Annotated in this window: 13 protein-coding genes and 1 pseudogene; 10 read left to right on the top strand and 4 right to left on the bottom strand. The window is 61.8% G+C overall.

Annotated elements, in window-relative coordinates; all coding sequences use genetic code 11:
* The first annotated feature begins 5 nt into the window (after positions 1–5).
* The 6 genes from cbiE to ACZ6ZO_RS00245 all read left to right on the top strand — a co-directional run bounded on the left by cbiE (position 6) and on the right by ACZ6ZO_RS00245 (position 4,296).
* The gene (gene cbiE, locus ACZ6ZO_RS00270) at positions 6–1,268 is read left to right on the top strand and encodes a precorrin-6y C5,15-methyltransferase (decarboxylating) subunit CbiE (RefSeq protein WP_465289742.1); all 1,263 of its coding nucleotides are present in this window, start codon (positions 6–8) and stop codon (positions 1,266–1,268) included.
* Positions 1,269–1,276: 8 nt separating this feature from the next.
* On the top strand, positions 1,277–2,050 hold the full coding sequence (cobM, locus tag ACZ6ZO_RS00265) for a precorrin-4 C(11)-methyltransferase (RefSeq protein ID WP_465289740.1): 774 nt from the start codon (positions 1,277–1,279) through the stop codon (positions 2,048–2,050).
* A complete protein-coding gene (locus tag ACZ6ZO_RS00260) occupies positions 2,038–2,775 on the top strand; it encodes a cobalt-precorrin-6A reductase (protein ID WP_465289738.1) in 738 nt (245 codons plus the stop codon). Before cobM ends, ACZ6ZO_RS00260 begins: the two co-directional genes overlap by 13 nt.
* Before the next feature lie 135 nt (positions 2,776–2,910).
* Positions 2,911–3,654, top strand: coding sequence for a cyclase family protein (locus tag ACZ6ZO_RS00255; RefSeq protein WP_182386105.1), 744 nt, complete (start codon positions 2,911–2,913; stop codon positions 3,652–3,654).
* A 35-nt stretch (positions 3,655–3,689) separates the two neighbouring features.
* Positions 3,690–4,007 (top strand): type II toxin-antitoxin system RelE/ParE family toxin, encoded by a 318-nt coding sequence (locus tag ACZ6ZO_RS00250; RefSeq protein ID WP_407926253.1) that lies wholly within the window; start codon positions 3,690–3,692, stop codon positions 4,005–4,007.
* A gap of 13 nt (positions 4,008–4,020) precedes the next feature.
* Positions 4,021–4,296 (top strand): HigA family addiction module antitoxin, encoded by a 276-nt coding sequence (locus ACZ6ZO_RS00245; protein ID WP_182386103.1) that lies wholly within the window; start codon positions 4,021–4,023, stop codon positions 4,294–4,296.
* Here the strand turns inward: ACZ6ZO_RS00245 and cobJ are convergent.
* The 4 genes and pseudogenes from cobJ to ACZ6ZO_RS00225 form a co-directional block, all read right to left on the bottom strand.
* Positions 4,293–5,765, bottom strand: a complete 1,473-nt coding sequence (gene cobJ / locus ACZ6ZO_RS00240) for a precorrin-3B C(17)-methyltransferase (RefSeq protein ID WP_465289735.1) — start codon at positions 5,763–5,765, stop codon at positions 4,293–4,295. The genes ACZ6ZO_RS00245 and cobJ overlap by 4 nt on opposite strands.
* Positions 5,762–6,409: a precorrin-8X methylmutase gene (locus ACZ6ZO_RS00235; RefSeq protein WP_465289733.1), complete on the bottom strand. Its 648-nt coding sequence runs from the start codon at positions 6,407–6,409 to the stop codon at positions 5,762–5,764. Before ACZ6ZO_RS00235 ends, cobJ begins: the two co-directional genes overlap by 4 nt.
* Positions 6,410–7,351: 942 nt before the next feature.
* Positions 7,352–7,600: pseudogene (locus ACZ6ZO_RS00230) on the bottom strand (precorrin-3B synthase); the annotation flags it as partial.
* A gap of 5 nt (positions 7,601–7,605) precedes the next feature.
* Complete coding sequence (locus tag ACZ6ZO_RS00225; RefSeq protein WP_182386099.1) at positions 7,606–7,806, bottom strand: hypothetical protein; 201 nt, start codon at positions 7,804–7,806, stop codon at positions 7,606–7,608.
* Positions 7,807–7,829: 23 nt separating this feature from the next.
* Between ACZ6ZO_RS00225 and ACZ6ZO_RS00220 the strand changes: the two genes are divergently transcribed.
* The 4 genes from ACZ6ZO_RS00220 to cobN all read left to right on the top strand — a co-directional run bounded on the left by ACZ6ZO_RS00220 (position 7,830) and on the right by cobN (position 13,503).
* Positions 7,830–9,080, top strand: coding sequence for a lipase family protein (locus ACZ6ZO_RS00220; protein WP_465289731.1), 1,251 nt, complete (start codon positions 7,830–7,832; stop codon positions 9,078–9,080).
* 20 nt (positions 9,081–9,100) lie between these two features.
* On the top strand, positions 9,101–9,316 hold the full coding sequence (locus ACZ6ZO_RS00215; protein ID WP_182386097.1) for a helix-turn-helix domain-containing protein: 216 nt from the start codon (positions 9,101–9,103) through the stop codon (positions 9,314–9,316).
* 55 nt (positions 9,317–9,371) lie between these two features.
* Positions 9,372–9,767 carry a HipA domain-containing protein gene (locus ACZ6ZO_RS00210; protein WP_465289729.1) on the top strand — a complete coding sequence of 132 codons (396 nt, stop codon included), beginning with the start codon at positions 9,372–9,374 and terminating at the stop codon, positions 9,765–9,767.
* A 172-nt stretch (positions 9,768–9,939) separates the two neighbouring features.
* Positions 9,940–13,503: a cobaltochelatase subunit CobN gene (gene cobN, locus ACZ6ZO_RS00205; protein WP_465289727.1), complete on the top strand. Its 3,564-nt coding sequence runs from the start codon at positions 9,940–9,942 to the stop codon at positions 13,501–13,503.
* Positions 13,504–13,541 lie beyond the last annotated feature (38 nt).

The raw sequence follows: 13,541 nt of genomic DNA, 5'->3' as shown, positions 1-13,541 counted from the left end.
TGGTTATGACCAGCCCGGCAGTAGCTCACGAAGAACCCGCCCGCCCGACACTTTCCGCGGTGGACCCCGATTTTTCGGTGCGGATTCCCTATACCGGGGTGACGGTGGTGGGGATCAATCCGGGTGGGTTCGATGACCTGTCCGGCCGGGCGCAGCGCGCGATCCACGACGCTGGAGTGGTCATCGGGTCGCCCCGCCAGCTCGATCTGCTGCCGGTGGGGCTGTCCGCGGTGCTCAAGGCGTGGCCGTCGCCGCTGGTTCCAGCTATACCGGGCATGCTGGCGAACTGGCGCTACCAAAATATTGTGGTGCTCGGCTCCGGGGACCCGATGTTCCATGGCATTGGCAGCACCTTGCAGCGGGAGTTCGAGGGGCCGTTCAGTGTGATCCCGGCGCCGTCGTCGGTGTCGCTCGCCTGCGCGGAGCTGAAATGGTCGCTGAACAGCACTGACGTGGTGTCGCTCGTGACTAATGAGGTCGCTGCGATCATCCCGGTGCTGGATAAGGGGCGGCCGTTTTTGGTGCTGGGTCGCGACCGCACCACGCCCGGGCTGATCCGCCAGCTGTTGGTTGAGCAGGGGCAGGGCGATGCTGAGGTGACGATCCTCAGTGATCTGGGTGGCCCCGACTGCACCATCGCTACGACGCGAGCCGATGAGCTGCGCGCACCCGATAGTGCCCTAAACGTCATCGCGATCACCCCGGTGGCCTCCCGCTCGCTGGTTCCCGGGTTGCCCGACGACTCCTACGACACGGACGGGCAGCTCACTAAGCAGCATGTTCGTGCCCTGACCATCGCAGCCCTCGAACCGGCGCCAGGCCAGTTACTTTGGGACGTCGGCGGTGGTTCCGGTTCGATCGCCATCGAGTTCCTCCGCTCCACTCCCGGCACCCGCGCGATCTGTTTCGAGCAGTCGGATTTACGTCGCGCCCGCATCCGCGCGAACGCACTCCACCTCGGCGTGCCACACCTTAAGGTCAAGGGCGCGTTCCCCACGACTGCCCCCACCCCAGACGTGGTATTTATCGGCGGCGGACTCACCGCCCCGGGCGTGTTCGAGAGCTGCTGGGGCGCGCTTCACGACGGCGGAACCCTGGTCGCTAATGCCGTCACCCTGGAGTCTGCATCATTGTTATACGATCTGCACGCCCAGTATGGGGGCTCGCTCACGGAAATTTCGGTGGCTCATTGCAAGGACGTTGGTGCGTTCCGTGCGATGAAGTCGGCGCTACCCGTGCTGCAGTGGAAGGTGACTAAGCAGCTATAGTTGCTTGCATGACGGTTTACTTCATCGGTGCCGGCCCCGGCGCGGCTGACCTGCTCACTATTCGTGCTGACAAGCTGATTCGCAGCTGCCCAGTGTGCCTGTACGCGGGCAGCATTGTGCCGCAGGAGGTGCTGGCGAATGTGCCGGCCGACGCGGAAGTAATCAACACCGCGCGGATGCCACTCGATGAGATCACTGCAATTCTCCAGCGTGCCCACGAAGAGGGTAAAGACGTCGCGCGACTGCAGTCGGGGGACCCGTCCGTGTATTCGGCGCTCGCGGAGCAAGCTCGACGCCTGGTGGAGCTGGAGATCGACTACGAGATCGTTCCCGGGGTGCCGTCGTTCGCGGCGGCGGCAGCGTCTCTTGGGCACGAGCTCACGGTGCCAACCGTAGGGCAGACGGTCATCCTCACCCGCGTTTCGGGTCGAGCCTCCGCCATGCCGGAGGGGGAGGACCTGGCGACGTTGGGGCAGTCCCAGGCGACGCTGTGTATCCACCTGGCGGCCCATGATATTAAACGGGTGGTGTCGGAACTGGTGCCGAACTATGGCCCCGATTGTCCAGTGGCGGTCGTCGCGTTTGCTTCCCGGCCGGAAGAACAGATCCTGCGTGGCACGCTTTCAGATATTGCTGAACAGGTTAAAGAGGCTGGGATTTCCCGGACTGCAATGATCATCGTCGGCAAGGTGCTGGGGGCGTCTGGTTTCCCGGATTCTTTCCTGTATTCCGACGATCGGCCTCGTGATGCGCACGGAAGGACCATCCCATGCGCGCACTAATCCTCGGCGGCACCGGCGAAGCCCGCGAACTGGCTCGCCTGATGATGGGCCAGGGGTGGTGGGTCACGTCCTCGCTGGCAGGGCGTGTTTCCAACCCGCACCTTCCGGTCGGTGAGGTACGCATTGGCGGCTTCGGCGGCCCCGCCGGAATGGCTCGCTGGATTTTCGAAAACGGGGTAGAAGTCGTCATCGACGCCACCCACCCCTTTGCCGAGCGCATATCGACGTCCGCTGCCGAGGCCTCCCGTGCCTCAGGTGTGCCACTCATTTGCCTGCACCGGCCGGCCTGGACTCCTGGCGCGGGGGACAAGTGGATCCCGGTGTCTTCCATGGAGGAAGCTGCGTCGGTGGTAGCTCGCGACCACCACCACATCTTCCTCACCATCGGCCGCCAGCAGCTCGAGCCATTCGCGAACGATCCGCACAATTTGTATGTGATCCGGTGCGTCGAGAAGCCATCAGTGACGTTGCCGCCGCGCCACCGATTGATCTTGTCTCGCGGCCCGTTCGACGTCGCGGGCGAAAAAGATTTGATGATTGGCAACCAGATCGACGTGCTGGTGACCAAGAACTCCGGCGGGTCACTCACCGAGGCGAAGCTGGAGGCAGCACGATCTCTCGGTATTCCAGTAGTGATGGTTGAGCGACCACCGCTGCCAGGGGGATCGCGGGCCTATGTGGTGCACACGCCGGTTGAGGTACTGCGGACGCTCAGAGAGATCTAGCATGTCGGATTTGATAGTGGAAACTGTACAGAACACCACGTTTTCGTCAGTTTGCGTTACCAAATTCGACACCCCTAACCCTCTCTAGACCGAGCGGTCTTGATAACTCTTACCCTAGTAGACCATGCTGTCTTTATGGCTACTCTTGATCTTTGGCAACTCGCAACCTCTCTACGCACCGACCACACGTTCGTTGACCTCACTCATTCCTTCCATGCCGGACAACCAAAGTTCTCGGCACTTCCAGACGAAACGCGTACTCGGCTTTTTACCGTCGCTGAGCACGGGTTCGAGATCGACCAGTACCAGTTCGTCGGCCAGTGGGGCACCCACGTAGACCCACCGGTTCATTTCGTGCAGAATGCTCGGCCCCTGGACCAAATACCGGTGACCGAGATGGTCCTACCCCTGGTCGTACTCGACTTCTCTGAGGAAGTTGCTGCGAACCATGACTTCACCCCAAGTATCGAGGATGTCCTGGCCTGGGAGGAAAGAAACTGCCAGATCCCGGAAGGTGCTTTCGTCGCCTTCCGGAGCGATTGGCACAAGCGCTGGCCAGATGCAGCAGCCATGGCCAACGCTGATACCGAAGGCGTCACTCACTACCCAGGGTGGAACGTGGAGGTGGTGCAATGGCTCGTCGACAAGCGCGGCATCTCGGCCATTGGACACGAAACCACCGACACCGACCAGGGCGTCGTCGCAGCGCAAGGCTCCTTGCCGACGGAGCTGTACGTCCTCGGCCAGGATAAATGGCAGATCGAACTGCTGGCGAACTTGGACCAGGTTCCGGAAACCGGCGCGCTGATCGTCGCATCATGGCCGAAACCGCTGGAGGGGACAGGATTTCCGGCCCGCGCTTTCGCTGTGTTGCCGTAACCACACGGTGAAGTAATCAGCCCCAGTTTGAGGCGATGGACACGTGTATCGCAATACGATACGCTAGTTGCGTGATCGTCAGTTTCCAGCACCGCGGACTGGAAGAGTACTTCAAGACCGGGTCTAAGCGAGGCATACAGCCACAACATGCAAACAAACTGTCACGTGTGCTCTCCGTCCTCGATCAAGCGACCACGATCGAGCCAATCCTTCGGATTCCTGGATATCGGGCGCATGAATTGGTCGGCGATCGCAAGGGATTTTGGTCAGTGAGGATCACCGGAAACTGGCGAGTCATCTTTCGGTTTGTAGGCGAAGATGTCGAGTTAGTCGATTACCTTGACTACCACTAAAGGAGGTTTTCAAATGTTCAACCCAGTTCACCCAGGTGAGGTCATCCGTGAGGATGTGCTCAGCGAACTAGAAATCTCCGTTGCGGAGGCAAGCCGTCGACTTGGGGTTTCCCGGGTTGCACTGAGCCGGGTTCTGCACGCACACGCTGCGGTCACCCCGGCACTCGCTATCCGTTTCGAGGCTGCAGGCGTCGGCACGGCCAAACTGTGGCTGGATATGCAGACCGCCTACGACCTCGCTCGGGCAAGGGAGGCCGGGCAGCCGGTCGTCGAAAAGCTTGTCGGCTAGCCCTCATACCTGCGGGAAGTAAACACCCGCGGCCCATCTGGCCCCTCGTAGACATGGGTAGTGGAGGCGCCGATGATGACCATGGTGCGCATGTCGACAATCGAAGGGTCGAAGTCTCGCAAATTAGTGACCACCACAGACTCCTCTGTGGATCCCACCGCACGGGCCACAATCACCGGAGTTTCCGGCGCCTGATACTCAGCGACGATGTCGCGCAGCTGTGCCACCTGCTCCCGGCGCGTCTTTGAGGCCGGATTGTACACAGCGAAAGCCATATCTGCGCTGGCCAGGGCGCGAATCCTTTTCTCAATCACCGACCAGGGCTTGAGGCGATCGGAGAGCGAAAGCATGCCGAAATCGTGCCCTAGTGGCGCGCCCACTCGGGATGCCACCGCCTGAGCTGCGGTCATGCCTGGCACAATACGTACTGGAACGTCACGCCACAGGTCATCGTCGGCGGTCTCGAGCACAGCTGCAGCCATGGCAAATACGCCTGGATCACCGGAAGAAACCACGGCAACCCGGGCACCACGCTTAGCCATATCCAGCGCCATCGCGGCGCGCTCCGCTTCCACCTTGTTGTCCGACAGGTGTCGGTGCTGCCCCTCCCGGACCGGGACACGATTGACGTAGGTGGAGTAACCAACAATGTCGGTGGCCTGCGCCAACTCGGCGGCAACCTCTGGCGTCGTCCAGCGCTCTGCACCAGGGCCGAGCCCCACGACGACGACCTCGCCACGGGGTTCCGGGGCCGGGGAGATCACGCGGGACGGCACAACCACGCAGGCGAAATACGGCACCTCGGTGGCCTCGAGGACAGGCACCACTCGTTCCCCCGACATGGTGGCGCGGATAACCACATAGGCACGCTCGGCCAAACCCGTTGTCACCAACGCCTGCTTAACCTTCTCAAACGTTCGCCCCAGCTTCATGATCACAGCGGTATCCGTCAGCGCAAGGCGATGCACCAGCTCCTGCTCCGGGAGGGTGCCCGGAAGAATCGTGATGACTTCGTCGTCCTCAGCTAGCGGCTGCTGCAACACATCCACAGTCGCGGTAATGGAAGGGATACCGGGAATTACACACGTCTGCGACGCAAATTCCGTCAGCGTGCGATGCAGGTGCTGGTATGAAGAATACAGCATCGGGTCTCCGAGAGATAGGATCGCAACCGATTTACCCTCCTGCAGGTGGCAAGCAAGCCGCTCGGTGGCATCCACGTAGAAATCGGCCAAGGCGCCAGCGTAGCCACCAGGATGGTCAGTGGCCCCCGTGGTCACCGGGTACTCCAGCAACTCATGGATCTGACCTTCGCGGAAGTGCTCGCAGGCAATCGCTGCCGCCGTTGACGGCTTACCCGGCGCAGCGTGGTAGGCCACCACGTCCGCACTTTCGATCGCTTTCACAGCCTTGAGGGTCAGCAGCTCCGGATCGCCGGGGCCAACTCCGATGCCATACAGTGTGCTCATGGCAGAATCTCCTGGTGGGTTGCCAGCGCATTAATGGCGGCGCAAGTAATCGCAGAGCCACCACGACGGCCATGCACCGTCAGGAATTCAATCCCCAAATCAGCTGCTGCGTTGGCCAGATCAGCCTTGGATTCCGCAGCCCCAACAAAACCAACCGGGATACCGAGAACTGCAGCCGGGCGTGGCCGCGACTCGTCCTCCGCCAACCACGTGAGCAAATGAACAAGAGCGGTCGGCGCATTACCGATCGCCACCACAGCGCCGTCAAGAACTGGCTTCCACAGCTCAACCGCCGCAGCAGAACGGGTCGTACCAAGCTTTTCAGCAAGCTCCGGTACTTCAGGAGAACGCAGGAAGCACAAGACCTCATTGTCAGCAGGAAGGCGCTTGCGCGTCACACCCGAGGCAACCATGTTCACATCCGTGATAATCGGCTTACCAGCCTCCAGGGCGCCCCGGGCAGCTGGGACTAACCCAGCAGAAAACTCAATGTCATCCGCTAAATCCGTCTGTCCCGCAGCATGAATCATGCGCACCGCAACCTGAGCCTGCAGTTCATCGAACGCGGACAAATCCGATTCTTCCCGGATCATGGCAAAGGACTGGCGATAAATCTCGTTACCGTCGGTGATGTACTCGTGCATGACTACTAGATTAGCGCGGTCGGATTTGTGGTTCCGGATGGCCGAAATGGGGGTAGTTTTTGGTCAAACGGCGCCAGAAATTCAGCAGCTACTAGACACCTCATACTCTCCATCGCCCCGCGCCAAGTAATCGGTGTATGCCACGCGCGGGTGCCCACATCGGCGCTCGCAGCCGGAGAAATGCGTGCGTTCACTCGCCCCGCTGGCCATCAGCTGGAGGGCGTCGCGGCGGACGTCATCCCGCGATTTTGCGCAACCCGGCAGTCCCGTGCACGCCGTGACCAGCAGGTGAGGGGAGTGGGCGTCGAAAATGAGCCCCATCGGTGCGAGTACTTTCGCTACCGCTTCGGCTTCCCCTTCGTCGAGGTCGTGGACGAGCACGCTATGCCACGGCGTGACCTGCACAGGCTTGTCGACGGCCCGCAACAGCTCCGCTACCTTGGCCGTGATCACGCCAAACGGCAGGCCCGCACCGAGGGAGACAGTGCCATTTTCGCGGTCAAACCAGCCGATGTGAGTCGGTTCTTGCGACTCAACGGCAGCAGTATCGTAGGTGTTGAACTCGGGCTTTTCGGCAACGCGCCATTTGTCGCCCCGGGTGCGTTGCCACTTCAGGGCCAGTTCGGCTAGCTCAGTGGCAGGGTTGGTGAGGACGTGCGTGGTGAGTTGCCCGCCTAGTATGAGCTGATTCGAGGGACTGAACACGCCAAAATCGGGCTGCTGTGCCAGGATCGCGCCGTCGCCACCGTCGATACCGAATAAGGTACGGCCCGAAAGTCCAGCAAGTTCCGCCTCGGCGAGCAGGGCTTGATCCAGCTCAACCACGAGTTCGTCCAGGCCGGCAAGGGGAGTGGCGATGATGTTGCGGATCTTGTCGTGGGGGATGCTGGGGACGAATCCGGCTGCGAGGACGGCCGTCGTGAAGCCTGCTTCGTCGGTAATGCCACGGATCTGCACGTTGCCGCGGGTGGTGAGGTGGATGTCGCCGTCGCCAAAGTCAGCAGATGCCTGTGCGAACTGCGCAAACTGTGTGGCGGACATCATGCCGCCGGGGAAGCGCACTCGGCCGATCGATCCATCTGAGGCGTGGTGGAAGGTTAGGGCTCCGGGGCACCCGTCGGATCGGGTGCGGTCACCAAGCCCCAGGTCGCAGGCTACTTTTTCGGTCGAAGCGTGTTGAGGCAGAGTCATAGACTCTATTTTATGGCTGTCGCCTCCCCAACGGGACGCGTCACAATACGCAGCCGAGGGTTCTTCAGCTCGCCAGACTGCGCGACCGTCTCCTGGAACACCTCTAGGAGCTGTTCGGCAATCTCGAGGCTCGGCGCCCACGTGCTGAGGTCCTGCCAATCCGGGGTGATGTCGTCGGCCGCTTGGATAAAGAAACGTGTTTCCATGGGGACCACTATAGGGTGGAGGCATGAGGCTCCGACGCTACCGGCTTTCCGACGTGCAACTGCTCGCGCACGTATCCGCCCCGTTGCGCAGGGACTTCATCCGGTTTCTCCTGCGTAGGCAGCCCGTGCGCCGCACAATCATTGACGATGTGAAGGTGCCGAACTTTGGTGGTTCGGAGCGCGTGTTCGGAATGGCCCCAGGCACTGTCACAGAGGTCGGCCCTTTGCGTTTCCTCGGTGCCCGCGAGCAGGCTCAACGGTTCGAATATGTCACCACCGATTCACATGGCCGCCAGCTCACGGCTACGGGCGGGCTGATCCGCTCAGCCGCCTCCTGGCCATATGGTGAGCGCCCGGTCATCGGGTTCGCCCCGTCCACTCAGGGTGTGGCGCAGCACTGCGACCCGTCCCACAGCTGCGCCATCGGCCTCAAGGTGTTTCTGGACAAACCGCGCGACGCCATCATGGCTTACGAACTACCTGTCATGCTCGCGTTCCTACGCCAAGGCTGCGACGTGGTGTTTATCGATTACCCGCGTGATCCCGACGCCGCTATCCAGTATTACGTCGACCACATCGCCGCTGGTCAATCACTCTATGACGCGCTGCGCGCTTCCCGGACGCTAGGCATTTCCGATACGCAGCAGATCGGATTGTGGGGATTTTCCCAAGGCGCCGGGGCAGTGGGGTGGTGCGTGGAAAACCCGCAGCTCCCGGCGCGCGCGGCAGTGGTGGGCGCCCCACCGAGCACGCTTCTCGACGTCATGTCCCACGTTGACGGTTCCCTTGTGGTTGGAACGTTGGCCTATTCGTTCATGGGGCTGATGGCAGAAACTCCCGAGCTCTGGGAAATCCTATGGCCCCTGCTCAACGAGCATGGTCGGCGCCAAGTACTTGCCAATATCGGCACCTGCGCGGGCGGAACAGTCCTGGCCAGTGGGTGGGAACATACCCGTAAGTGGACCGTAGACGGCAGATCGTTTTCCGAGGTGGTCAGCGAGATTCCGCTGGTGCGCGCGGCGCTCGAGCGACAGGAATTAGGGCACTGCCCTCCGGCGATGCCGGTGAGACTGTGGGGTTCCCGCAACGACGACGTGATCCCCGTGGAACAGGTGCAACGGCTGCGGGATAGGTGGTCGGCTTTGGGAGGTGCTGTGTCCTATACCGAATCACGGTTGGTCCGACTTCCCGGTAGGACCTCCCTCAACCACTTCCTCCCGTACTATCTTTCGGTGCCGCAGCAGATGGAGTGGTTGCTGGAGAGGCTGCACTAATTCGGAAATATATTGCCGACATGGCAGATCTTAGTTCCCCTGAAGCCACATCTATCGGCCAAGCGATACGAGACATGCGCAAGCGCTATATGCTCACCCAACAGCAACTCGCGGAAATGACCGGCATTTCGGACCGGACCCTTCGCGACATCGAAAAAGGGACAGGAACGCCCAGCATTGGAGCAGTCTTAACAGTACTTAACACTCTTGGTCTCAGAATCGAGATACTCCAGTGATCCATGTGGATGAACTGAAGTTTGTTTCTGTCGCAGATGTGTAAAAACGGGGTGTTTGCAGGACATCTCCGTCGCACAGACGCTGGCGAAGTTGTATTTGAGTACTCACCCAAATATTCCGGACCGGACATCGCACGCCAAAAACGTTTCGATCCTCCAGCAGGATGGCCGTTGGGATGTTGCTCCTATGTACGACGTGCCGTGCACAGCGTTCTACCGAGATTTCACGATGGCGTTGCCCGTCAATGGAAAAACTAAGGACTTGAAGCGCCAGGATTGGTTAGACTTTGCGCACTCGATTGGGCTACCGCCAGCGGCAGCAGCGGCGTCGATAAGGCTAGTGCTCGGTGCTGTCGCTGACATTGATCTTTCCTTGCTTCCTTTCACCGGCTCCCCTTTAACTGGTGCGGAACGTGAGCTTCGCCACCGCCGATACCAGGTCGAGGAATAGCAATCACGTACCATGAGGGGAACGCCACACGCATTGGCCGTGGGAAGTTCAAGAATCCGGTGCAAGTCCGGGCGGTCGCGCCACTGTCACAGTCAGACCTTGAGCTCCCGTTATCGCGGCGCAGCGACCAGGGCGCGAAACCCTTAACCACTGCACAGAAAGTTTGTATCTAGTGATTGCACTGCTATCCACCTCGGACACTGATCTGCTGTCTGCAAAGGCCGCGAATGAGGCCGAGAACGTCGAGTTCACGTTCGCCAACCCTATGTCCCTCAAAGCCGACCAGATTGGGCAGTGGCTTGAGGGGTGCGACATCGCCGTCGTGAGGCTGCTCGGCGGTAAGCGCGCCTGGGAAGAGGGCCTGGACGCCGTCCTCAAGACCGGCATTCCGACCATCGTGGTCTCGGGTGAGCTGGCGGTGGACGCCGAGCTGACCGAGCTGTCCACCGTCCCGGCAGGCGTCACGACGACCGCCCACACGTATCTTGCTGAAGGCTCCGCCAAAAACTTGGAGCACCTGTACCGCTTCCTCTCGGACACGATTTTGCTCACCGGCTACGGCTTCGACGAGCCGGAGCACATGCCGATGTGGGGTCACCTGGAGCGCGACACCTGGGCTGCTGACCACGCCCCGGTCGGCCCCCGCATTGCCGTACTCTACTACCGCGCCCAGCACCTGGCCGGCAATACGGAGTACATCAAGGCGCTGAGCCGCGCGATCGAAGAGCAGGGGGCGACCGCTGTTCCGATGTTCACGGCCTCCTTGCGCCAGGCGGCGCCGGAACTTCTGGCGGAACTGGCCACCATGGACGCTGCCATCACCACCGTTTTGGCAGCGGGTGGCACCAAACCTGCCACCGCACAGGCCGGTGGCGACGACGAAGCCTGGGATGTGAAAGAACTCGCGGCGCTGAACATCCCGATCATCCAAGGCCTCGCGCTTACCACGCCGCGCGCCACGTGGGAGGAGAACGACGATGGCCTGACCCCGCTGGACGTCGCGACGCAGGTGGCCGTGCCGGAATTTGACGGGCGCATCATCACCATCCCGTTTTCCTTCAAGGAATTCGACTCCGATGGCCTCATCGCCTACGTCCCAGATGAGGAACGCTGCGCGCGCCTAGCAGGGATCGCGGTCAAGCACGCAAGGCTGCGGTCGCTAGATAATTCCGAGAAAAAGATTGCCGTCATGCTCTCGGCGTACCCAACCAAGCACGCCCGTATCGGCAATGCCGTCGGCCTGGACACCCCAGCATCCACGCTGCGCGTCCTGCGCGCTCTCGAGCAAGCAGGCTACAACCTCGGCGACGTTACCCAGATCCCGGGCTACACCGAGATGGACGGCGACGCCTTCATGCACGCCATCATCGAAGCCGGCGGCCATGACCCAGAGTGGCTCACCGAGGACGTGCTGGCCAACAACCCGCTGAAACTGCCCCGTGAGCAGTACCTGGAGTACTTCGCTACCTTGCCTTCAGCAGTGCAAGAGGACATGACCGAGCACTGGGGCGCCGCCCCCGGCACGCACTACGTGAACCCGAACACGGGGGAGATCTACATTGCTGGCCTGCAATTCGGCAACGTTGTGGTCATGGTCCAGCCACCACGTGGCTTCGGCGAAAACCCGGTCGGCATCTACCACGACCCTGACCTGCCAGCGAACCACCACTACCTGGGTACCTATCACTGGCTGCGCAGCGTGTTCGGAGCCGACGCGATCGTCCACATGGGCAAGCACGGCAACATGGAATGGCTGCCAGGCAAGACCGTCGGCATGTCCGCCGAGTGCTACACCGACCAGGCGATCGCGGACATCCCACTGATCTACCCGTTCCTGGTCAACGATCCCGGTGAGGGCACCCAGGCCAAGCGCCGCGCCCACGCCGTGCTGGTGGACCACATGATCCCACCGATGTCCCGCGCCGAGTCCTACGGCGACATCACCCGCCTGGAACAGCTGCTGGACGAGCACCAAAACATCTCCGCCATGGACCCAGCGAAGCTCCCAGCCATCCGCCAGGAGATCTGGACCCTCCTCACCGCCGCGAAAATGGACCAGGACCTCGGCTGGGACGAACGCCCAGACGAGGACGTTTTCGACGACATGCTGATGCATATCGACGGCTGGCTCTGCGAAATCAAGGACGTCGCCATCCGCGGTGGCCTGCACATCCTAGGTCAACCGATCGAAGAGGAAATGCTCATTGACCTGGTGCTCGCGATGCTCCGCGCCCGCCAGCTGTGGGGCGGCGAGCAATCCGTCGCGGGCCTGCGCGAGGCCTTCGGCCTGTCCGAGTCCGGGGACGAATCCCGCGCACGGGTCGACGAAGTGGAAGCAAAAGCAAAGGCACTCTTGGAAGCTCTGTCTGCAGAAGGATGGGATCCACGGGCCGTCGATAAGCTCGATGCCCCGGAGGCAGCACGCGACATCCTGCGCTTCGCCTGCACCGAGATGGTGCCGCGCCTGGAGCAAACCCCACGCGAGATCGACCAGGTGCTGCGCGCCCTGAACGGCGAGTTCATCGAGGCCGGGCCGTCAGGCTCACCAATGCGCGGCCTGGTGAACGTCCTGCCGACCGGCCGCAACTTCTACTCCGTGGACCCGAAGTCCATCCCTTCGCGTCTGGCGTGGGAGACCGGAACGTTGCTGGCGGATTCGTTGCTGCAGCGCTACCTGGGCGAGCACGGCGAATACCCGGCCTCCGTCGGTCTGTCCGTGTGGGGCACCTCCGCCATGCGCACCTCCGGCGACGACATCGCCGAGGTCTTCGCGCTGCTGGGCGTGCGCCCCATCTGGGACGAGGCATCGCGCCGCGTCATCGACCTGTCCGTCATCCCGCTGGAGGAACTCGGCCGCCCGCGCATCGACGTCACCGTCCGCATCTCCGGCTTCTTCCGCGACGCCTTCCCGCACGTCGTGGCACTGCTTGACGACGCCGTCCAGCTCGTCGCCGGGTTGGACGAGCCGGCGACGGATAACTTCGTCCGGGCGCACGCTACCGCTGGGAAACCAGTCCGTCGCATCTTCGGTTCCAAGCCCGGCACCTACGGCGCTGGCCTGCTGCAACTGATCGAATCCGGCAACTGGCGCGACGACCAAGACCTCGCCGAGGTCTACACCACCTGGGGCGGCTACGCCTACGGTCGGGGAGTGGACGGCGTGGAGGCTCGGGACGAAATGCGCGAGGCCTACCAGCGCATCTCCGTCGCCGCGAAAAACGTGGACTCCCAGGAACACGACATCGCCGACTCCGATGACTATTTCCAGTTCCACGGTGGCATGGTCGCCACGGTGCGTGCACTGACCGGCAAGGATCCGGAGGCGTACATCGGCGATTCCACCCGCCAAGAAACCGTCAAGACCCGCACCCTGCACGAGGAATCCCGCCGCGTGTTCCGCGCGCGCGTGGTCAATCCGCGCTGGCTGGAAGCCATGCGAAACCACGGCTACAAGGGCGCCTTCGAAATGTCAGCCACCGTCGACTACCTCTTCGGATACGACGCCACCACCGGGCTCATGGACGACTGGATGTACTCCACGCTGACACAGGAATACGTCCGCGATGAGACGATGCGTGAGTTCTTTGAGAAGTCCAACCCGTGGGCGCTGCGCGACATCTCCGAACGGCTGCTGGAGGCTGCGGATCGCGGGATGTGGGCTTCTCCGAGCCAAGAAGACCTTGAGACCCTGCGGTCTACCTTCCTGGAAATGGAAGGGAACCTGGAGGAGAAATAGGACGGGGCGGTGCTGTTTTCGGCTGTGACGATGTTGCA

Source organism: Corynebacterium sp. NPDC104732 (assembly GCF_055583565.1).
Note: the sequence above shows the minus strand (reverse complement) of the source record. Positions and strands in the feature narration are given on the sequence as shown.

Coding starts and splice junctions, on each gene's coding strand:
- ACZ6ZO_RS00215 (WP_182386097.1), top strand. CDS start 9,101: ATGGCAGATCTTAGTTCCCCTGAAGCCACATCTATCGGCCAAGCGATA.
- ACZ6ZO_RS00260 (WP_465289738.1), top strand. CDS start 2,038: ATGCGCGCACTAATCCTCGGCGGCACCGGCGAAGCCCGCGAACTGGCT.
- cobM (WP_465289740.1), top strand. CDS start 1,277: ATGACGGTTTACTTCATCGGTGCCGGCCCCGGCGCGGCTGACCTGCTC.
- ACZ6ZO_RS00255 (WP_182386105.1), top strand. CDS start 2,911: ATGGCTACTCTTGATCTTTGGCAACTCGCAACCTCTCTACGCACCGAC.
- ACZ6ZO_RS00220 (WP_465289731.1), top strand. CDS start 7,830: ATGAGGCTCCGACGCTACCGGCTTTCCGACGTGCAACTGCTCGCGCAC.
- cobJ (WP_465289735.1), bottom strand. CDS start 5,765: ATGAGCACACTGTATGGCATCGGAGTTGGCCCCGGCGATCCGGAGCTG.
- ACZ6ZO_RS00225 (WP_182386099.1), bottom strand. CDS start 7,806: ATGGAAACACGTTTCTTTATCCAAGCGGCCGACGACATCACCCCGGAT.
- cbiE (WP_465289742.1), top strand. CDS start 6: ATGACCAGCCCGGCAGTAGCTCACGAAGAACCCGCCCGCCCGACACTT.
- ACZ6ZO_RS00245 (WP_182386103.1), top strand. CDS start 4,021: ATGTTCAACCCAGTTCACCCAGGTGAGGTCATCCGTGAGGATGTGCTC.
- ACZ6ZO_RS00250 (WP_407926253.1), top strand. CDS start 3,690: ATGGACACGTGTATCGCAATACGATACGCTAGTTGCGTGATCGTCAGT.
- ACZ6ZO_RS00235 (WP_465289733.1), bottom strand. CDS start 6,409: ATGCACGAGTACATCACCGACGGTAACGAGATTTATCGCCAGTCCTTT.